Consider the following 18447-nt stretch of genomic DNA (forward strand, 5'->3'; position numbering starts at 1 on the left):
ATCCGGTAGGCTCGCAACTTTCCTAGAGGAGACACCCCCATGGCCCGAGCCACTGCCCGCCACATCCTGGTTCCCACTGAAGAAAAGTGCAACGAGCTGAAAGCTGCCATCGAAGGCGGCGCCGACTTCGCTCAGGTGGCCAAGGACAACTCCACCTGCCCGTCCAGCCGCCAGGGCGGTGATCTGGGTTCGTTCGGCCCAGGCCAGATGGTCAAGGAATTCGACACCGTCGTGTTCAGCGCTCCGTTAAACGAAGTGCAAGGCCCGGTGAAGACCCAGTTCGGTTATCACCTGCTGGAAGTGACCAGCCGCCAGGACTGATCCCGCCGTCCCCGCACGCCATGTGCGGGGACTCGCCGCTCTTCTGCAACCCATGCGAAGCGGCGCTTTCACACCGCACCTCCCCGCTCCGCTTTCTACTGATCACGCCTCGAGCCGGAAACGTCCAGTCAATGTCTTGAGCCCTTTCATGCTCTGCATGATGGTATTGCCTGATACCGCCGTGTCTTGCGTTGCGTTGGCGGCCTGATCAGCCACCTGGGCGATGCGCGTCAGCGATTGATTCATGTCTTCGGCAACCTGCGACTGCTCCTCCGCCGCGGTGGCGATCTGATTGGTCATTCCGCGAATGGTCTGCACCGCGCCGACGATCTGACCCAGCGCACGCTGAGCTGCCTCGATCTGGGTGAGCGTAACCGTGCTGCTCTGGCGTGAAGCGACCATAGCTTCACCTGCGCGGGTGGCCTGGCTCTGCAACCGCTCGACCAGCACACTGACCTCCTTCGCCGAACTCTGGGTGCGGCTGGCCAGGCTGCGAACCTCGTCGGCAACTACCGCGAAACCGCGCCCCTGCTCGCCCGCACGCGCCGCCTCGATGGCCGCGTTGAGCGCCAGCAGATTGGTCTGTTCGGCGATACCACTGATCACGTTGAGCACTTTGCCGATTTCATGGCTGTCCTGCACCAGCTGCTGCATGACATCGGACAGCCCATCGACATGGCCGCTCAGAACGCGGATGGCGCCAACCGATTCATTCATCACCGCGCTGCCGGTATTGGTTTCCTGCTCCGCGATATCCGCGGCGCTGGCGGCTTCGACAGTGCTGCGCGCCACCTCTTGTGAGGTCGCGAGCATTTCGTTCATGGCCGTCGCGACCTGATCGATCTCGGCCTGCTGCCCTTCGACATTACGCGCGCTATCGCTCGCAAGGTTGGCCATGCGAACGCACTGACCATCAACGTCGTCAGCGGCCAGGCGCATGCCCTTGATCATCTCGCCAACCTGCCCCAGCAGGCGGTTGTACGCCAGTGTGATCATGCCCATTTCATCGTCCGCATGACGCACCTGCAGCGGCGCGGAAAAATCGCCCTGGCTGACCTTTTCCAGGCGGCCGCGCAACTCGTCGATCTGCAGCATCAGCCAGTTCATGCCTGCGATACGGCCAAGAACGACCAGCAGCAGAATGCAGAAAGTCGACGCCATCGCCACCCAGAGCTGCTGGGAAGCGCTGCGGTTTGCCTCGGCAGAGATCAGTGAAACCACTTCGTTGGAGGCCGCGAGAATGTCATTGGCATCCGTCGCGAGAGCCTTCAGGTCCGGGCTCTGACCGGCGGCCAGTGCCTGCACGGCGGGACGGTAGCGCTGCCAGATCTGGTCGACGCGCTGCAGGTGCGGCTGGGCGCTGGCCAGTTCCACCGGGGCGACGCCCTGGCTGCGGTCACCCTTCATCAGCAAGCGATGCGACAGCTCGAACCGCTGGATTGTCTTCTCGGCGTCCGCCGGGCCACCGATGCCCTGCGCAGCCAGCAACGACTCCTTCATCATCTTCTGGCTGAGCATGCGCTGCGCGCCGGCCATGTCAATCTGGCTGGCGTCCTTGCTGGACATGAACAGGACGCCGGCCGTCAGCGCTGCGCAGAGGAAAATCAGGCTGTAGGAAAAGAAGAATTGCAGGTTGATGGTGCGTAGACCCAGCCCGCGTAAAACGGACTGAATGACGTTCGCTAAAGTGCTGGTCATGGGGGTATCCAACTACAGGGAAAGAAAGCGGTGCCATCCTGGACAGCGTCGCACTTGCCCGGTTCTCGGCCGCATCTGGAACAACTTGATACCGCCGATCAGCTTTCTGGAACACGCACGCTAGAGCGCTTTCCATTCAAATAATGGTTCACGGACAGGTGCCAGACACACTGACCTCAATCAACAAAAGCCTCGTAAAGATGACTGATTAGCCTGCCCAAACGCGGGGCAACGGCTATCGTCTGGTAACGACAGCCCGCTCTCATGACACGAACTCAGCTGAGAGGAACGCCTCATGTTTCACGTAACCCGGATTGGTGACAAACGCATCGACGTGGATTTTTCCGGCAAGCTCGACAGCAACGAAATGCGCTTTGCGCTGGATGAGCTGATGAGAAAATCCGAAGGCATCACCCATGGACAGATGCTCTTTCGGGTCGGCGACTTCGACATGCCCACCCTCGGCGCGGTAGGCGTCGAGCTGTCGCGGCTTCCGCAGATGTTTCGTTTCATCCGCCGCTTCGACCGCTGCGCCGTGGTTTCGGCGAAGGAGTGGGTCAGGAAAACCAGCGAGCTCGAAGGCGCGCTGATTCCTGGCCTGACCATCAAGGCGTACGACCAAGATCGGGCAACCGAGGCGCATCAGTGGCTTGAGGGACAGATCTGATCGGGTGTCAACGAGGCTTACCGAAGACCTGCGTCCAATAGCTCACCGCAGCGCTGTCCTTGTTAATGGCGTAGGCCGCGCCCATTTCGGTAAACGTCGCATTCATGATGTTGCTGCAGTGCCCGGGACTGGCCAGCCAGCCGGCGACAACCTGCTCCGCCGAGCCCTGCCCCGCCGCGATGTTCTCGCCGATCCGCTCCCAGCGATAGCCGGCGCGACTGGCACGGTCGCTGACCTGGCTGCCATCCGGCGCCTGATGCGCGAAGTACTTCTGCTTGGCCATGTCGCGGCTGTGGGCCAGCGCCGTATCACCGAGTTCAGCGTTCCAGCTAAGCGCCGGTGCGGGGTCAAACGACTGGCTACCGCAGCGACGCGACTTGGCCCGCGCCTCGTTGACCCGCTGCAGGATGTTCTTGCCAACCTGTTGCCAATCGCCAAGGTCCGGGGCGAGTAACGGTTTGGCGAGCAACACTTGCCAGGTCGTACCGTCACGCGATACGCCGATCTCGGCATAATCCTGACTGCGTAGCGGTGCGCAATAACGCTGTTTGAGCGCCTGCATCGCGCTCTGCGCATCGGCCGGACCCGAAACCGAAATGGCTTGCAGCTTGGCCGGCCGGTACCCGGAATCCTGCAGCGCCTGCTGCAGCTGCGTGCCACTGGTAGCCAGTGGCAACGCCAATGCCTCGTTCGGGGCCAACGGTCCGACAGCCTGAGCCTCGCCGTCTCCACAGCTCTGGGAAGACCCACGGAACTCGTTGACCAGACTCACCAGATCGGACTCCTGAGCCTGTGTCTGGGCGCTGAACAGCGCCACAAGCGTCAGACACGCGGTGGGTATTGCATGCGACCGCTCGAGCACGGGTGTCGAGTGGCCGAGTGAAGCGAAGTTGGGCAGTTTCATGCATCACCTTGTCGGGCTGCGGTTAAGCATCCTGACCACGAGTGGCCGCAAGCGATCCACGGCGATAGCAGCAGCGACTGAGATACGCGCTTCAAACGCGACCGTTGTTGTACGCGCCATAACGCGCATCCGCATGGGATGATGCCTAACCAAGCGGCTTCTATTGACCGATCACCTACATGACCCTCTCCGATTTCCTGCTATTCGCCCTTCCGGCCATCTTTTTGACCGGGCTGTCCAAAGGCGGTTTTGGTGGCGCATTGGGCGGTATTGCCGTGCCGTTGCTGGCCCTGGCCATTTCGCCGAAACAGGCTGCCGCCGTGATGTTGCCGATTCTCTGCCTGGCCGACGTGGTGGGGCTGAAGGCCTACTTCGGCAAGTGGGACATTGCCAACCTGAAGGTGATGCTGCCCGGTGCGCTGATCGGCATTGCGCTCGGCTCACTGACGTTCGGCCTGCTCGATGAACGCATGATCGGCCTGATGATGGGCGCCATCGCCGTGGGGTTCGTGCTGCTCGGGCTGCTGACCAACAACGACAAACCCAGGCCACTGCAGCGCGGCCGAGGCACGCTCCTCTCCTCGATTGCGGGATTTACCAGCTTCGTCGCACACGCCGGCGGGCCGCCGATCATGATGCACCTGCTCCCGCAGCAACTGGACAAGCTGCGCTACGTCGCGACCATCAACCTGTTTTTTCTGATGACCAACGCGATCAAGCTGATTCCCTATGCTGCGCTCGGCCAGTTCGGCCACGAAAACCTGATGCTGAGCCTGACCCTCGCACCCATCGTGCCATTCGGCGTCTGGGCCGGGCTTTGGCTACACAAGCGCATCGATCACACCTGGTTCTATCGGATTGCCCGCATCGGCATGCTGATCGCCGGCCTGCAGCTGATCTGGAAGCATCTCTGACGCCAGCATTGAGCCTCTACCGGCACCCCGAAACTTCGCTGCTCTGAACGATCACCGCCATGCTCAGTCGGAATTGATGTACCCACTGCAACAGGAGTCATCGTTATGCTGAAGTTTCTAGGTAGCACAATCGGCATCATTTTCCTGATCGGACTGCTGGTGGTGATCGGTTTGTTCATGCTGGTGTTCTGATACCGCACCCGCTGAGCGCAGACGGGTCTGAACGAGTCCGCTGTGCCGACCGAATGACAGCGTTACCGACGGGCCGCCGAGATCTAGGCGGCCCGGTCGTATCTGCAACCGAACAGCCACTTCGGAACCGCAGCCTTTCATGCACACGCACCTAACCTTTTCAACGCCCCGTCGCGCCGTCTGGCTGCTTTTAGTCATGCTGGCCTGTCAGGCACTGATGCCTGCCGGGTCCGCCGCCCAGGAAAGCGTCGCCACGGTGCGGCTGGACGGCCGTGCCCTGTTTCGTATCGGGCCTGACGACGCGCTGGAACCCCGGCCGCGTGCACGGCAGATCGAACGGCAGCTGGCGGCGGTCTTGGAAACGCCACAAGGCATTACCCGCGCACGCATTTCACCGAGCGAAACCGAGAATGAAGGCCTGCAGATCAGTGTGGCCGGGCGGCCGCTGCTGGTGGTATCGCCGGCAGACGCCGAAGCCAACGGGCTGACCCTGGACAAACTGGCGCGTGAGTGGGCTGCGATCATCGATCGTGCGTTAGCGACCGCGGTTAAGCGCCGTGATTCGGACCGCGGCCGCTTCGTCACCCCCGTCCAGTCGAGCGTCGAGACCGCATTTGCGCGCTTACTCGAATCAGCGATCAATATCATTCCGCGGGTCCTCGCTGCCCTGCTGGTATTGCTGTTGTTCTGGGGCCTGGCCACGGCGGTGCGCGCGTTGATGAGAAAGCTGGTCAGCCGCCTGGCGAACGACCTGACCGTGGAAAACCTGGTGCGCCAGGTCAGCTATTACGCCGTCTGGCTGCTCGGCATCATGGTCGCTGCAAGCGCTTTCGGGCTGGAGCCAAGTACGCTGGCGACCGGCCTTGGGCTGACCAGCCTGGCGCTGGGTTTCGCACTCAAGGACATCCTCTCCAACTTTGTCAGCGGCTTGCTGATCCTGACGCTGCGCCCATTCCAACTGGGCGACCAGATCATCATCGGCGAAACCGAAGGCAGCGTTGAGCGCATCGAACTGCGCGCAACGCAGATTCGCACCTATGACGGCCGGCGCGTGCTGGTCCCGAATGCCGAAACCTTTACCTCGCGTGTCACCAACAACACGGCGGCACCGGTCCGGCGTGGCAAGGTGGTTTGCATGCTGGGATACGGCATCGACATCGATGCAATCAGTGCAGTGATGCGCGAGGCCGCCCAGCAGACCACCGGTGTGCTGGCGACTCCGGAAGCCTCGGTACACCTCATTGATCTGGGCGAGAGTCAACTGGTGTTCGACGTGCAGTTCTGGTGCGATTCGCGCCGCTCGGATTTCGTCGCCACCGCATCAGAGGTGCGAAAGAGCCTGATAGCGGCACTGCGCGCGGCCAGAGTCACGCTGCCTGACGAGGCGCGCCAGAACGTAGTGCTCCATACCCCAAAAGCCTGAGCCGCACGTATTGCCAGGGAAATGATTGGACGCGGTGGGCTTACGGAACGGGGTCCTGATCGCCGGCAGGGGTTTCAGGTGGGCTAAAGCCCACCCTACGGAACGACGGGACGGGGTTGATGACCGGTAGGGTGGGCTTCAGCCCACCAAGAGGAAGCGGCGGATTCAGTCAACCCTCGCTCCCCGGCTGGACCACCATCATGCGTGTACCGCCGGAAGGCAACGCGGCGGGCGTTCGTTGCGACCTGCTTCTTCACGGCGAACCGAGCCAAGACGACGGATAACACCGGAACCGTGCCAGGCATACGGCTGGTAGGGTGGGCTTCAGCCCACCAAAAGGCGCGGCGGATTCAGTCAACCCTCGCGCCCCGGCTGGACCACAATCATGCGTGTACGACCGGAAGGCAACGCGGCGGGCGGCTCGTTGCCACCTGTTTCTTCACGACGGTCCGAGCCAAGACGACGGATAACACCGGAACCGCGCCAGGCACACGGCGGTCGAGTGTAGGTCAGCGCGCTATCCCGCGGCGAAGACGTGCGAGACGAAAAGGTCCGACTGAATGAGGCAGTTACTGCAAAACGCTGCGTTAACCTGTGCCACGGCGCTGTTGCTGGTGGCGTGCTCCGACGACGAACAAACCGCACCACCCGCCCCCCCGCCGCCGGAGGTGGAAGTGATGACGGTCGACCCGCAACCGGTCGCGAACATCATCGAGCTCCCCGGGCGCGTCCAGGCCGTACGCATCGCCGAAATCCGCGCGCGGGTCAACGGCATCATCCAGAAACGACTCTACGAAGAAGGCACTGAGGTCGAGGTCGGCACGCCACTGTTCCAGATCGACCCGCGTGAAATGCGCGCCAATCTCAAGGCCGCCAAGGCGGCACTGGAGCGCGCTGAAGCCACGGCGCTGAATGCCGCGCAGGACGTCAGGCGTTACAAGGGACTGGTCGCCAAGCAGGCCATCAGCCAGCAGGAATACGACACAGCCCTCGCCACACTGCGCACCGCGAAAGCGGATGTGTCGCAAGCCGAAGCCAACGTGCAATCGGCGGAGCTCAATCTGGAATACACCACCGTCGAGTCGCCCATCGAAGGCCGGGCCGGGCGCGCGCAGGTCACCGAAGGTGCGCTGGTCAGCGCCAGCGAAGGCACGCTGCTGACCACCGTGGAGCAGTTTGATCCGGTCTACGTGAATTTTTCACAGTCCAGTTCCGACCTGCTGGAGGTCCGTGCCCGAATCGCCTCGGGTGAGCTGGAGTTGCCGGACGAAAGTCGCGTCGAGGTGAAATTGATCCTGGAAAACGGCAGCGAGTATCCGCACCCCGGGTACATCGACTTCTACGCCATGAGCATCGACGAAACCACCGGCACCGTGGCGGTACGCGCCGAGTTTCCGAACCCCGACAAGCTGCTTTTGCCCGGTCAGTTCGTCCGCGCACGCGTGAATGCGGGTGTTCGCCCGAACGGCGTGCTGATCCCGCAGCGTGCGGTGGTGGTCAACGACCAGGCGGCGCGAGTACTGCTGGTTGGCGAAGACGACAAGGTTGCCTCACACGAGGTGGAACTCGGCGAACTGCAAGGCAGCGAGTGGGTGATCCGCAGCGGCTTGAAGAAAGGCGACGTGGTGATCGTTGAAGGTGGCGGCAGCGTGCGTAGCGGTGCGGCGGTGCGCACCATACCCTTCGAGCGTGAGGCGCCACCGGAGTCGCCGGAAGCGTCCGCGACGCCCGAGTCAGCCCAATGACACCGTCGTTCTTCATTCGTCGCCCGGTCTTCGCCTGGGTCATTGCACTGGGCATCCTGCTTGGCGGTCTGCTGGCCGTGCGCTCGCTGCCCATCGAGCAATACCCCAGCATCGCGCCGCCCAGCCTGCGCATCAGTGTCACCTACCCCGGCGCCGATGCGTCGGTGCTGGAGACCAATGTCACCCAGGTGATCGAGCAAGAGCTCAACGGTGTTGAAGGGTTTCTCTACATGGACTCGTCGAGCCGTTCCAACGGCAGCGCCTCGATCGAACTGACGTTCGAGTCCGGCACCGATATCGACATTGCGCAGATGGAAGTGCAGAACCGCTTGAGCCGCGTCGAGCAGCGACTGCCAGAAGAAGTACGCCGCCAGGGCATTCAAGTGTTCCAGGCATCGCAGGACTTCCTGCTGATCATTTCGCTGTTCTCTGAGAACGGCACCATGAGCACCCTGGAACTTGGCCATTTCAGCACCACGCGGGTGCTCGATGAGTTACGGCGCGTGCAGGGCGTGGGCGACATCCGCGAGTTCTATACCGCTTATGCCATGCGGATCTGGCTCAACCCTGATCGTCTGGCGAGCTTCGGCCTTTCCGCGGCGGACGTGTTACGAGCGGTACAGGAACAGAACAGCCAGTCGGCAGGCGGCGCGCTGGGTGATCTACCGCTGGCCGACGACATCGAGATCAACGCGCCACTGGAAACGCGGGGCCGCTTCAGTACGCCGGAAGAGTTCGCCTCGATCATCCTGCGCGCGACACCCGATGGCTCGGCCATTCGACTGAAGGACGTCGCGCGAGTCGAGCTGGGTGCTCAGAATTACACCTCGCGCAGCGAGCTCAACGGGCAGCCGGCAGCGGGTCTGGCCGTTCAGCTGACGCCGGGTGCCAACGCGCTGGACACCGCGGCAGCGGTCAAGCAGCGAATGAACGAGCTGGCCGAAGGCTTTCCCGAGGACATCGGCTGGACTGTTCCCTTCGACTCGACCCCGTTCATTTCCTCCTCCATCCAACAGGTCGTCGTCACCCTGCTACAGGCCATGGCCCTGGTGGTGCTGGTGATGCTGCTGTTCCTGCAGAACTGGCGGACCACGGTCATTCCCACCATCGTGATACCGATCACCTTGGCGGGGACATGCCTAGGGCTCTGGATCGCCGGCTTCTCGATCAACCTGTTGAGCCTGTTCGGCATGGTGCTGGCGATCGGGACCCTGGTCGACGACGCCATCGTGGTGGTGGAGAACGTCAAGCGGATCATGGATGAGGAGCAGTTGCCCCCCTACCAGGCCACGGTCAAAGCCATGGAGCAGGTCACCGCGCCGATCATCGGCACGACCCTGGCATTGATCGCAGTGTTTGTGCCCCTGGCGTTCTTTCCCGGCTCCACCGGGGGCATCTACCGGCAATTCGCAATTACGCTGTCGATCGCCGTGGCCACGTCCACCGTGCTGGCCCTGGTACTCACACCCGCGCTCTGTGCTGCGCTGCTCAAACCGAACCAGCAACAGGACGAAAAGCCCGGCCTGAGCCAGCGCATCTTCGGCCCCTTCAATCGCTGGATGGACCGCACCACCGATCGCTATCACCACGCGGTGGGTGGCATGCTTGCTCACCCGCTCTGGTTCCTGCTGGCCTTCGTCGGGCTGCTGGCGCTGACGGCGTTTCTGTATCTGCGCATGCCCAGCGCCTTTCTGCCGGATGAAGATCAGGGCTCGCTGATGACGGTGATTCAGGCACCGCCGGGCGCCACCGTCGAGCGCACCGAGGAGGCCATCGAACAGGTGAAGGCGTTCTACGCCGAGCATCCGTTGGTCGAGGACGCGATCACCGTCTACGGTTTCAGCTTTTTCGGCCAAGGCCAGGCGCACGCCATGTCGTTCGTGCGCCTGATTCCCTGGGATCAGCGGACCGAAGAAGGCAGCTCGGCACAGGCGTTGGTCGGTGAAGCCATGGCCCGCTTTTCGCAGATCAAGGAAGCGCGGGTGTTCGCCTTGAATCCACCCTCCATTCCCGGGCTGGGCGTCGCAGGCGGCTTCACCTTCAAACTGGAGGACCGTGGCGGGATGGGCTACAGCGCCCTGCTCGATGCGCGCAACCAGCTGCTGGGCAAAGCGAGTGAAAGCCCGATCCTGCAGAACGTACGCCCTGAAGGGGCGGATGATGCGCCGCGGTTGCGCGTCAACATCGACCGTATCAAGGCGCGTGCACTGGGGCTTTCGATCGACGAGGTCAACGCGACGCTGGCGATAGCCTTCGGCAGTGCCTACGCCAATGACTTCAACCGCGACGGACGGGTGCTCCAGGTCCTGTTGCAGGCCGATGCGCCCTATCGGATGACGCCTCAGGACGTGTTGGATCTCAAGGTGATCAACGATCAGGGCGAAAGCGTGCCGTTCGGTGCGTTCACCTCGGTGGAGTGGACCGAAGGGCCAACCCAGTTGCAGCGTTACAACGGCTATTCGGCGCTGACCCTCTCCGGCAGCGCCGCGCCCAGCTCGACGACGGGCGAAGCGATGACCGAGATGGAGCGGCTGGCGGCCGAGTTGCCTGGCGGATTCAGTTATGAGTGGACCGGAGCGTCACTGGAGGAGCAGCAAGCCTCCGGGCAGGTCGGCTTGCTGTTGGGCCTGTCGTTGCTGGTGGTACTGATGGTGCTCGCAGCGCTCTATGAAAGCTGGACGGTGCCCATCGCCGTGCTGCTGGTGGTGCCCTTCGGCGCGCTCGGTGCGGTGTTGTTTGCCATGCTGCGCGACCTGCCGGCGGACGTGTATTTCAACGTCGGGCTGGTCACCATCATTGGCCTGTCGGCAAAAAACGCCATCCTCATCGTCGAGTTCGCCATCGAGGAGGAAGGGCATGGAAAGAGCCTGACCGATGCGGTGATGAACGCGGTGCGTCTGCGCTTCCGGCCGATTCTGATGACCTCGCTGACCTTCATTCTCGGCATGCTGCCGCTGGTACTGTCCACCGGCGCCGGCGCGGCTGGCCGGGTGGCTGTTGGCACCGGTGTGATGGGCGGGATGATCGTCGCGACCCTGCTCGGCCTGTTCTACATCCCGCTGTTCTATCTCTCCGTACGCCGCTGGCTGACCAAGCGCCGCCCACCAACCGCAGAGGACAAGGCGCACGCGGCTGAGGAAGAGGAGGCGCCGGACAATGCATAACGGGCCGTGGGGAAATGCAAGCGAGGCAGGAAAAGCCGAGCTAAAAGGGTCGAAACAGCGGTGCTCAGCTGCTGCTCACAAGGACGGCAGGCCGACTATGGTGTCTCGATGGACTGCGTCAGCCGTGCCGCTGCTCGTGGCCAGTCTGCTAGCCGGCTGCCAACTCGCGCCCCCCCACGATCAGCCGCCCTCTCCCAGCGCTGCGCAGTATTCGGCCGAGTATCAACCGAGGCGCGGCACGGTACAGGCCAGCGAAATTGCCTGGCGGACGTTTCTCCAAGATCCTCGCCTGCACGCCTACATGACCGCCGCGCTGCAGCGTAATCGGGACCTGCAGATCGCGGTGGCGCGCATCGAGGAAGCGCGAGGGCAATTCAACGTGCAGGGCGCGGACCGCTACCCCACCCTGGCCGCCACGGCCGACGCCAGCCGCGGCCGCTTCCCAGCCGGCGGTACAGGCGCAACCGGCACTGGTTCCTCTGGCAGCGGCTCGGCACCGGGCGGCACGAGCGGCCTCTCCGCCGGCTCCGGCGGTCGGGTGACAGAACGGTTCTCGGTAGGGCTCGGTATTACCGCGTTCGAGCTCGATTTCTGGGGACGGGTGCGCAACCTCACGGAAGCGGCGCGGGGGCAATACCTGTCGACCGTTGAGGCGCAACGGGCCTTCCGGCTGTCGCTGATCGCCGATGTGGCGTCGACGTATCTGGCGATCCGCGGTGCCGAAGCACGTATCGATCTCGCTGAAGCGACCCTGCAAAGTCGCCTCGATGGGCTGCGTATTGCGCGTGTGCGCTTCGACGCCGGCATCACCTCGGCGCTAGACCTGAACCAGGCGCAATCGCTACTGACGCAAGCCAAAACCGAGTTATCCAGCCTGCGCCTGACACGAGCCGAGCAGATCAACTACCTCACCCTGCTAGTCGGCGGGCCGATGCAACAGGCACTGCCAGGACCGTTACCGCTGAACGAACAGATCAACCCGATGACGCTGGACGCAGGGCTTCCCTCCGAGGTGCTGCTGGTTCGGCCGGACATTGTCGGCGCTGAACAGAACTTGCGTGCGGCACGCGCCAACATCGGTGTCGCACGCGCGGCGTTCTTCCCACAGATGTCGCTGACCGGCAGCTTCGGCTATAGCTCGAATGAGCTGAACGGGTTGATCAGCCGCGACAATCGCACCTGGAGTATCGGGCCTTCGATCAGCCTGCCGCTGTTCGATTTCGGTCGTAATCGGGGCAACCTGACGGTCGCCGAAGCGCGCGAGAACATTGCAGTCGCCGAATACGAGCGTGCCATCGAAACCGCCTTTCGCGAGGTCGCCGATGCGCTTGCCGGGCGCCGTTACCTGGCCGAGCAGGTAGCCGCACAGGACGAAAATGTCGCAACGCTCAGACGCATTGCCGATCTCGCGCGCGAACGCTACGCCGAAGGCGTAGTGAATTACCTGCAGGTGCTCGATGCTGAACGCACGCTATTCGATGCTGAACAGGCGCTCATCGAGGTCAAACGCGCACAGGTGCAAAACCTGGTCGAGCTGTATGTGGCTCTCGGTGGAGGCACAGCGGCCGAGCCGCCTGCTACCGCGGCAAGCCGACGGACAAACGGTTGCGCCGACGCCGCCCATCCGACCTGCGGGACGGAATGACCTGAACGCAGCGAGGGTCAAACCTTAACCATCATCAACCGAGGATCATGCAATGGGCCTGTTCGATACGATCAAAGAGAAGCTAGGCATGGGCGGCGTGAGCAATGAAGCTCACAAACCTGCTGCGCCGGATTCTGGCACCAACCAGCACGCCACCGATACGGTTGTGGATTCCGAGCGCCCCACCACGGCGAACAACGCGACGACCACACCCCCGGGCGTCGGCGGTACTGCAACCGGCATGACCGGCGCAGCCGGCACCGTGAGCACTGCCGGCGCAACCACCAGTGCGGTGGACGTACCGGCGAAGCTCGACGGCATGGCCGCCAATCATCCAGAACAGTTGAACTGGCGCACGTCCATCGTCGATCTGCTCAAACTGCTGGGCCTCGATAGCAGTCTGGAGTCGCGTAAAGAGCTTGCCACCGAGCTGGGTTGCCCGCAGGACAAGATGGCGGATTCGGCTCAGATGAATACCTGGCTGCATCGCACCGTCATGCACAAGCTCGCCGAACACGGCGGCACCGTGCCTCCGGAACTTCGCACCTGAGAGTAAGCCAGGTCTAGTCGTTCGCGGTGCAGCAGTGGGCAGTGATCGCCAGCAAGCTGGCTCCTACAAAAACAGGCAACACGCGCCGTTCCGTAGGAGCGAGCTTGCTCGCGAATTGAGCGTGAATGATTGATCGTCTCCATGCTCCGCCATGGGTACGCTCCCGCGTGCAGGGTCCGTTTAGCCGTCCAGCGAAGGTCCGATCATCTCGGCAAGCTGTGGATACACGCCCGGGCAAGCGACGAGATACGGATTTCCCCGCAACAACCCATCGTTACGGAAGAAGTCGTTCACCTGTCCGCCCGCTTCTTTCACCAGCACCAGGCCGGCCATGCAATCCCAGCTTTTAAGCTCGGTCTCGTAATAGCCAAGCAAACGTCCGGCGGCTACGTAGGCGGTCATCAGCGCGCCGGAGCCATTGCGAAAAAACATCCCGCCTTCAGCCAGCAGCTTCTCCAGGAAGGGAATGAAGTGTTCCTTGCCGCGCGGATGGAAGGTTCCGGTGGCGGTAACGCCCTGCCCCACGTGAGTCGCGCGACTCACGCTCAGCGGCGTGTCGTTGACGAAGGCGCCGTGGCCCAGGCAGCCATGAAACAGCTCATCGTGGTTGGGGTCGGCGATGGCGCCCAGATGCGGCTCGCCATCGATCAGCAGACCGATCGACACACACCAGTTATGCAGGCCGTTAACGAAGCAAGCCGTCCCGTCGATGGGGTCGATCACCCACACACAGCGGGCACCGAGATCGGCTGAGCCACTTTCTTCACCAAGAAAGCCGTCTTCCGGGAAGCGTTCGGCCAATCGGCCACGGATGAAATCTTCGATCTGCTTGTCAGCGATGCTGACCACATCCTGCAGATCATTGCCCTTGTGTTCGACCGTCAAGGCTTCACGCCGGCGGTAGTAATCCATGCCGAGTTGTGCCGCCTCGAGGGCCAGCGCTTTTGCGCAGGCGTAGCGGGCAGCGATATCAAGGGCGTTGGCTGCCGAGTCGTCGGAATTCATGAGTGTCCTTTTTGCAGCACAAATCTAAAGCGGAGCGCGAAGCCGCGCGGGAGTGGCCGATTCTAGTGAATCGCCCCGGGCAGACAAGCGCAACGCGAGGCGGCGGCTCCAGCACGCCGCCGCGCGTTCGGCCTTGCTAGCGTTTGACGCTCGGCTGGGTAGCGTTGCGCGTATTACTACCCTCGGCCTCGCCGCTGCTATATGTCGCACCCGCGAGGTTGTCGCCCGGTGCCGCACGCCCTTCCAATGGTGGCAGTGCCTTGGCCTTCTCGATGTCCACGCCCACCCCGTCTGCGAGTCGCTGACCGTAATCCGGATCGCAGTGCCAGAAATGCCAGATCATCCGCAGGCAGATGTGCTCAGGGCATTCCTTGAGGTCGGCGGTGATATTGGCGATCAGGTCGTCGCGCTCCCAGTCTTCGAAGGTGCGGTAACGCTCTCCGGCCTGGTGATAGTCCGCTGCGGTTTTGGTCGTTTGATATCGCCCGAGATGCCCTTCAACCCATTGGTGGTAGTCCGGCCTCGGCTTGGGAGCTTCGGTCAGGCCGCCCATCGAGCTGGGCTCATAGTTGACGTGCGGGTTTTCCCCACCCGTGTCGACGAAATGCGCCATCGACCCATCGCGCTGGTTGGTCGCAGCCGGCGTTCTGGGTGCGTTGATTGGCAGCTGCAGGTAGTTGGCACCGACGCGGTAACGCTGGGTGTCGGAATAGGACAGCGTCCGCCCTTGCAGCATTTTGTCATCGGAGAAGTCGATGCCGTCTACCAGTACGCCTGTTCCGAAAGCGGCCTGCTCCGTTTCAGCGAAGAAGTTCGACGGGTTGCGATCGAGTACCAGACGCCCCACCGGCAGCAGAGGGAACTGGTCTTCGGGCCAGCGCTTGGTATCGTCCAGCGGATCGAAGTCCAGCTCGTCATGCGGGTCGTCGGACATGATCTGCACACACATTTCCCATTCGGGGAAATCGCCGCGATCGATGGCATCGTAAAGGTCGCGGGTGGCATGACCGACGTCCTTCATCTGGATATCGGCGGCCTGCTGCGCGGTAAGGTTCTTCACCCCAAGCTTGGGCTCGAAGGAGAATTTGCAGAGCACCGCTTCGCCCTTGTCGTTGACCAACTTGTAGGTGTTTACGCTCGAACCCTGCATGTGGCGGTAGTCGGCTGGGATGCCCCAGGGGCTCTTGACCCACGTCACCATGTGCAGCGCTTCGGGATGATGCTGGACAAAATCATAGAAACGCCAGGCTTCCTGACGGTTCGAAATCGGGTCCGGTTTGAAGGCATGGATCATGTCCGGAAACTTGATCGCATCGCGGATGAAGAACACCTTGAGGTTATTGCCCACCAGGTCCCAGTTACCGTCCTCGGTATAGAACTTGATGGCAAACCCACGCGGATCACGCGCGGTTTCAGGCGACTCCTTGCCGCCGATCACGGTCGAAAACCGCAGGAAGACCGGCGTGCGTGTGCCCGTGTTGGTCAGCACCTTGGCACGGGTGTACTTGCTGGCTGGCTCGTCGCCAATCTTGCCGTAGGGCTCGAACCAGCCATGCGCCGCGGTGCCGCGAGCATGGACCACGCGCTCGGGAATCCGCTCCCGGTCAAAGTGGGTGATCTTCTCGATGAATTGATAGTTCTCCAGCGTGGCCGGGCCACGCTCACCCACACTGCGCAGGCTCTGATTATCGGAGACGGGGTGGCCCTGTCGGGTCGTGAGTGTGTTTCGTTCTTCAGTCATGACGGCTCCTGAAAAGTCGAGGCGGGAGTTGTTTAGGCGCCACCAGCCGACCCGGGTTCTACATGCAGAAGACTATCTGACCGATAGACAAACTAACCCGCCGCCAAACGCCTGGAAGGACTCAGGGTTGCTTCTGTTCTTCATGGAGGCGGACATTGAGCTCGTCGACAATAGGTGCCCATTCAGCGTCTTCGATCCATTCGTCGCGCAGTAGCGCGCGTTGCCCTTCGTTCCAGAACGGGGCTTCGGCAAGCTTCATGTGATTGGGTAGCGGGGCGTGATCAGCGATGAAATTGTCGATGCTGGCTGGGTCTGAAGGCAGGCCAAGCTGCTCGAACAGTGTGCTCATGTCTTTGTTGGGAAGTTCCATTCAAACGACTCCTCACCTGATTGTTTCGCACCCGCCGAAATGCGGGCGATGCGTACAGTAGAGGTTGCGGTGAGCCCAACAGTTCAACAAACGGGACGCCCTGGGAAGATGGTCACTGAGGAACGAAGCGGGCCCCGCCGAGGCGCGGCCCGCTAGAAGCTCAGGCGGCTTTGTCGAATAAATGTCTTCCCTGATCCAGGCATTGGTCCACCAACCATTTGCCATGGGCGATGGATGCCCGCTGCGCCTGCTCGAGTTCCGCCATGAAGGCGTGCCCAACCGGAAGCGCCATACGCCGGGTAGTCTGTCCCTGATGATTACTGATTCGGCAACCGCCGGCCCAGGGCGTCGGTGTACCGGGATGTTCCATTACTTCTGCGGTAATGACGTGATCGCGGTATTCGCATTGCATCATGGTCATGGTGACACCTCGCTGCTAATGGCCAAAGCCGCTAAGGAAGCGACACTCGCGGCCGGATGAACCCCCTTTTCGTCAAGGTCCGCCACGAGCCTAGCGCACCATAAAACTATGGCGCGCCCCATGGGGTACCTCAGATGTGTATAGCACAGACGCGCCAATAATCAGGACCGATGGTCGCGTAACGGATAGCCGCGGACGGAACGCCAGATGCTAGGCCGGAGCGCCAGACAACGGAGCGGTGCCTGCGTTTTCAGAGGGCTGCGAGGCGGGATAAACGCCCGCCTGGGGAAGGCGGGCAAGAGGGGTCAGGAGGTGCGAAGTTGTTCGTCAGCTAGAAAATCTTCTTCCAGCAAGGCATCCCGGCCTTCGACTTCCAGCGTCTCGCCTTCGACAGGCGTCGGCGCCGAGGCGCGCTTGCTGCGCAATCTGCCGAACTGATGCTTGAGGGCGTTGTTGAGCTTACCGATGGCGCCATCCACGGCCAGTTCAACCGATGCCGCCTTGTGGGTGACCGACACCGGCTGCTGGCCTTTGGGCCGGGCCTCGATCTGGCAGCGCTTGTCATAAGCGCCGGCCTTTACGCCATTCTCGTCGTTCAGATGCACCACGATGCGGGTGACTTCGTCATCGAATCGATCCAGCTTGTCAGCGACATTGCTGCTGACCCAGTCTACGAGACGGGCGCTTCCTTCGATGTGGTTATCGCTATGTACTTGGATCTGCATATGCTCTTCCCTCTACGCGATCTAGGTAACCACCGTTCAGCCACAAACGGCCTGAGCTAGGAATGCCACTGTTGGCGAGATTAAGCAAGGCCAACGCAACGGTCTGCCCAACGCAGTGCAACCAAGCCTGTGCCGATCCAATCCTTCAGTCAGCCGGCGATCACGTCGCGCCGGTCAGCTTCTTCTTCGGGTAGATGTCGTAGCGGCTGGATTTGCCTTCCAGGCTGTAACCCGGCTTGGCACCCTCGATGGTCGGCGCCTTGCGTGGCCGCTTCACCACAACGCGGTGTGTGGCCAAGGCCAGCGCCTGTTCAAGCAAGGCGCCGGCGTCCAGGTCATCCCCGACGAAGGGACGGAACAGGCGCATCTCCTTCTTCACCAGCGCGCTTTTTTCCCGGTGTGGAAACATTGGATCGAGGTAAATCACTTGGGGTGGCTCGCCTTCCCAGTCGCGCATCAACGCGATGGCATTGCCCGTTCGCAACACCATGCGCTCGACGATCGGCCGTACCTCGGCGTCCTCACGGCCACGCGCCAGACCGTCTTCCAGCAGCGCCGCAATCAGGGGTTGACGCTCGAACAGCACCACCTCGCAGCCGAGCGTCGCCAGCACGAACGCGTCGCGGCCGAGCCCGGCCGTGGCGTCCAGTACGCTGGGGCGGATGCCAGGCTGAATGCCGACCGCCTTGGCAATCATCTGCCCGCTGCCGCCGCCGAACTGACGCCGGTGGGCAGCGCCACCTTCAACGAAATCCACCCGCACCGGCCCCGGCGCCTGCGGCTCAAGTAATTGCAGCTGGAGCCCGGCTTCGCCCAGCTGCAGGGCGAACTGCGCACCCTCTGCCTGGGTCGGCAAGCCCAGCCGCGATGCCCAGACACGTGCCCGCTCAGCAAACTGAGGGCCGAGGGCTTCGACACGAACCAACGGGGGGGAGGCAGTCATAAGTGGCTCGCCGGCAGAA

Annotated in this window: 16 protein-coding genes; 8 read left to right on the top strand and 8 right to left on the bottom strand. The window is 62.4% G+C overall.

What is annotated here, in order from left to right; genetic code table 11:
* The first annotated feature begins 39 nt into the window (after positions 1 to 39).
* Positions 40 to 321, top strand: coding sequence for a peptidylprolyl isomerase (locus tag K4O48_RS13990; protein ID WP_003282311.1), 282 nt, complete (start codon positions 40 to 42; stop codon positions 319 to 321).
* Positions 322 to 423: 102 nt separating this feature from the next.
* On the opposite strand, the gene K4O48_RS13995 is transcribed toward K4O48_RS13990, so the two are convergent.
* Entirely contained in the window at positions 424 to 2019 is a 1596-nt protein-coding gene (locus K4O48_RS13995) for a methyl-accepting chemotaxis protein (RefSeq protein ID WP_222909013.1), read from the bottom strand.
* A gap of 295 nt (positions 2020 to 2314) precedes the next feature.
* Here K4O48_RS13995 and K4O48_RS14000 point away from each other — a divergent pair, with 295 nt between their 5' ends.
* Complete coding sequence (locus K4O48_RS14000) at positions 2315 to 2686, top strand: STAS/SEC14 domain-containing protein (protein ID WP_222909014.1); 372 nt, start codon at positions 2315 to 2317, stop codon at positions 2684 to 2686.
* A 7-nt stretch (positions 2687 to 2693) separates the two neighbouring features.
* On the opposite strand, the gene K4O48_RS14005 is transcribed toward K4O48_RS14000, so the two are convergent.
* Positions 2694 to 3590 carry a CAP domain-containing protein gene (locus K4O48_RS14005; RefSeq protein WP_222909015.1) on the bottom strand — a complete coding sequence of 299 codons (897 nt, stop codon included), beginning with the start codon at positions 3588 to 3590 and terminating at the stop codon, positions 2694 to 2696.
* Positions 3591 to 3769: 179 nt separating this feature from the next.
* Between K4O48_RS14005 and K4O48_RS14010 the strand changes: the two genes are divergently transcribed.
* The 6 genes from K4O48_RS14010 to K4O48_RS14035 all read left to right on the top strand — a co-directional run bounded on the left by K4O48_RS14010 (position 3770) and on the right by K4O48_RS14035 (position 13223).
* Complete coding sequence (locus K4O48_RS14010) at positions 3770 to 4504, top strand: sulfite exporter TauE/SafE family protein (protein ID WP_222909016.1); 735 nt, start codon at positions 3770 to 3772, stop codon at positions 4502 to 4504.
* 331 nt (positions 4505 to 4835) lie between these two features.
* The gene (locus K4O48_RS14015; RefSeq protein ID WP_222909017.1) at positions 4836 to 6119 is read left to right on the top strand and encodes a mechanosensitive ion channel family protein; all 1284 of its coding nucleotides are present in this window, start codon (positions 4836 to 4838) and stop codon (positions 6117 to 6119) included.
* Between the two features lie 560 nt (positions 6120 to 6679).
* Positions 6680 to 7864, top strand: a complete 1185-nt coding sequence (locus K4O48_RS14020; RefSeq protein WP_222909018.1) for an efflux RND transporter periplasmic adaptor subunit — start codon at positions 6680 to 6682, stop codon at positions 7862 to 7864.
* Complete coding sequence (locus K4O48_RS14025; protein ID WP_222909019.1) at positions 7861 to 11028, top strand: multidrug efflux RND transporter permease subunit; 3168 nt, start codon at positions 7861 to 7863, stop codon at positions 11026 to 11028. Before K4O48_RS14020 ends, K4O48_RS14025 begins: the two co-directional genes overlap by 4 nt.
* Positions 11029 to 11152: 124 nt before the next feature.
* Positions 11153 to 12673: an efflux transporter outer membrane subunit gene (locus K4O48_RS14030; protein ID WP_260523634.1), complete on the top strand. Its 1521-nt coding sequence runs from the start codon at positions 11153 to 11155 to the stop codon at positions 12671 to 12673.
* A gap of 52 nt (positions 12674 to 12725) precedes the next feature.
* Positions 12726 to 13223, top strand: coding sequence for a DUF3597 domain-containing protein (locus tag K4O48_RS14035; protein ID WP_222909021.1), 498 nt, complete (start codon positions 12726 to 12728; stop codon positions 13221 to 13223).
* A gap of 180 nt (positions 13224 to 13403) precedes the next feature.
* Here K4O48_RS14035 and K4O48_RS14040 read toward each other — a convergent pair whose 3' ends face one another.
* From K4O48_RS14040 to K4O48_RS14065, 6 genes are all read right to left on the bottom strand, one after another.
* Positions 13404 to 14228 (bottom strand): inositol monophosphatase, encoded by an 825-nt coding sequence (locus K4O48_RS14040; RefSeq protein ID WP_222909022.1) that lies wholly within the window; start codon positions 14226 to 14228, stop codon positions 13404 to 13406.
* Positions 14229 to 14364: 136 nt separating this feature from the next.
* Complete coding sequence (locus tag K4O48_RS14045) at positions 14365 to 15969, bottom strand: catalase (protein ID WP_222909023.1); 1605 nt, start codon at positions 15967 to 15969, stop codon at positions 14365 to 14367.
* A 121-nt stretch (positions 15970 to 16090) separates the two neighbouring features.
* Entirely contained in the window at positions 16091 to 16339 is a 249-nt protein-coding gene (locus tag K4O48_RS14050) for a DUF2789 domain-containing protein (RefSeq protein ID WP_222909024.1), read from the bottom strand.
* A gap of 160 nt (positions 16340 to 16499) precedes the next feature.
* Positions 16500 to 16760 (bottom strand): hypothetical protein, encoded by a 261-nt coding sequence (locus K4O48_RS20525; protein WP_248493046.1) that lies wholly within the window; start codon positions 16758 to 16760, stop codon positions 16500 to 16502.
* Between the two features lie 305 nt (positions 16761 to 17065).
* The gene (locus K4O48_RS14060) at positions 17066 to 17485 is read right to left on the bottom strand and encodes an HPF/RaiA family ribosome-associated protein (protein ID WP_222909026.1); all 420 of its coding nucleotides are present in this window, start codon (positions 17483 to 17485) and stop codon (positions 17066 to 17068) included.
* A gap of 160 nt (positions 17486 to 17645) precedes the next feature.
* Complete coding sequence (locus K4O48_RS14065; RefSeq protein ID WP_222909027.1) at positions 17646 to 18428, bottom strand: class I SAM-dependent methyltransferase; 783 nt, start codon at positions 18426 to 18428, stop codon at positions 17646 to 17648.
* Between the last annotated feature and the right edge of the window lie 19 nt (positions 18429 to 18447).

Source organism: Pseudomonas sp. DNDY-54 (assembly GCF_019880365.1).
Classification (GTDB): Bacteria; Pseudomonadota; Gammaproteobacteria; order Pseudomonadales; family Pseudomonadaceae; genus Stutzerimonas; species Stutzerimonas stutzeri_P.

What these genes read in the sequence shown, in the direction of transcription:
- K4O48_RS14000 (WP_222909014.1), top strand. Translation starts at nt 2,315, where the DNA reads ATGTTTCACGTAACCCGGATTGGTGACAAACGCATCGACGTGGATTTT.
- K4O48_RS14035 (WP_222909021.1), top strand. Translation starts at nt 12,726, where the DNA reads ATGGGCCTGTTCGATACGATCAAAGAGAAGCTAGGCATGGGCGGCGTG.
- K4O48_RS14060 (WP_222909026.1), bottom strand. Translation starts at nt 17,485, where the DNA reads ATGCAGATCCAAGTACATAGCGATAACCACATCGAAGGAAGCGCCCGT.
- K4O48_RS14065 (WP_222909027.1), bottom strand. Translation starts at nt 18,428, where the DNA reads ATGACTGCCTCCCCCCCGTTGGTTCGTGTCGAAGCCCTCGGCCCTCAG.
- K4O48_RS14015 (WP_222909017.1), top strand. Translation starts at nt 4,836, where the DNA reads ATGCACACGCACCTAACCTTTTCAACGCCCCGTCGCGCCGTCTGGCTG.
- K4O48_RS14025 (WP_222909019.1), top strand. Translation starts at nt 7,861, where the DNA reads ATGACACCGTCGTTCTTCATTCGTCGCCCGGTCTTCGCCTGGGTCATT.
- K4O48_RS14050 (WP_222909024.1), bottom strand. Translation starts at nt 16,339, where the DNA reads ATGGAACTTCCCAACAAAGACATGAGCACACTGTTCGAGCAGCTTGGC.
- K4O48_RS13995 (WP_222909013.1), bottom strand. Translation starts at nt 2,019, where the DNA reads ATGACCAGCACTTTAGCGAACGTCATTCAGTCCGTTTTACGCGGGCTG.
- K4O48_RS14005 (WP_222909015.1), bottom strand. Translation starts at nt 3,590, where the DNA reads ATGAAACTGCCCAACTTCGCTTCACTCGGCCACTCGACACCCGTGCTC.
- K4O48_RS14045 (WP_222909023.1), bottom strand. Translation starts at nt 15,969, where the DNA reads ATGACTGAAGAACGAAACACACTCACGACCCGACAGGGCCACCCCGTC.
- K4O48_RS13990 (WP_003282311.1), top strand. Translation starts at nt 40, where the DNA reads ATGGCCCGAGCCACTGCCCGCCACATCCTGGTTCCCACTGAAGAAAAG.
- K4O48_RS14020 (WP_222909018.1), top strand. Translation starts at nt 6,680, where the DNA reads ATGAGGCAGTTACTGCAAAACGCTGCGTTAACCTGTGCCACGGCGCTG.
- K4O48_RS14040 (WP_222909022.1), bottom strand. Translation starts at nt 14,228, where the DNA reads ATGAATTCCGACGACTCGGCAGCCAACGCCCTTGATATCGCTGCCCGC.
- K4O48_RS20525 (WP_248493046.1), bottom strand. Translation starts at nt 16,760, where the DNA reads ATGACCATGATGCAATGCGAATACCGCGATCACGTCATTACCGCAGAA.
- K4O48_RS14010 (WP_222909016.1), top strand. Translation starts at nt 3,770, where the DNA reads ATGACCCTCTCCGATTTCCTGCTATTCGCCCTTCCGGCCATCTTTTTG.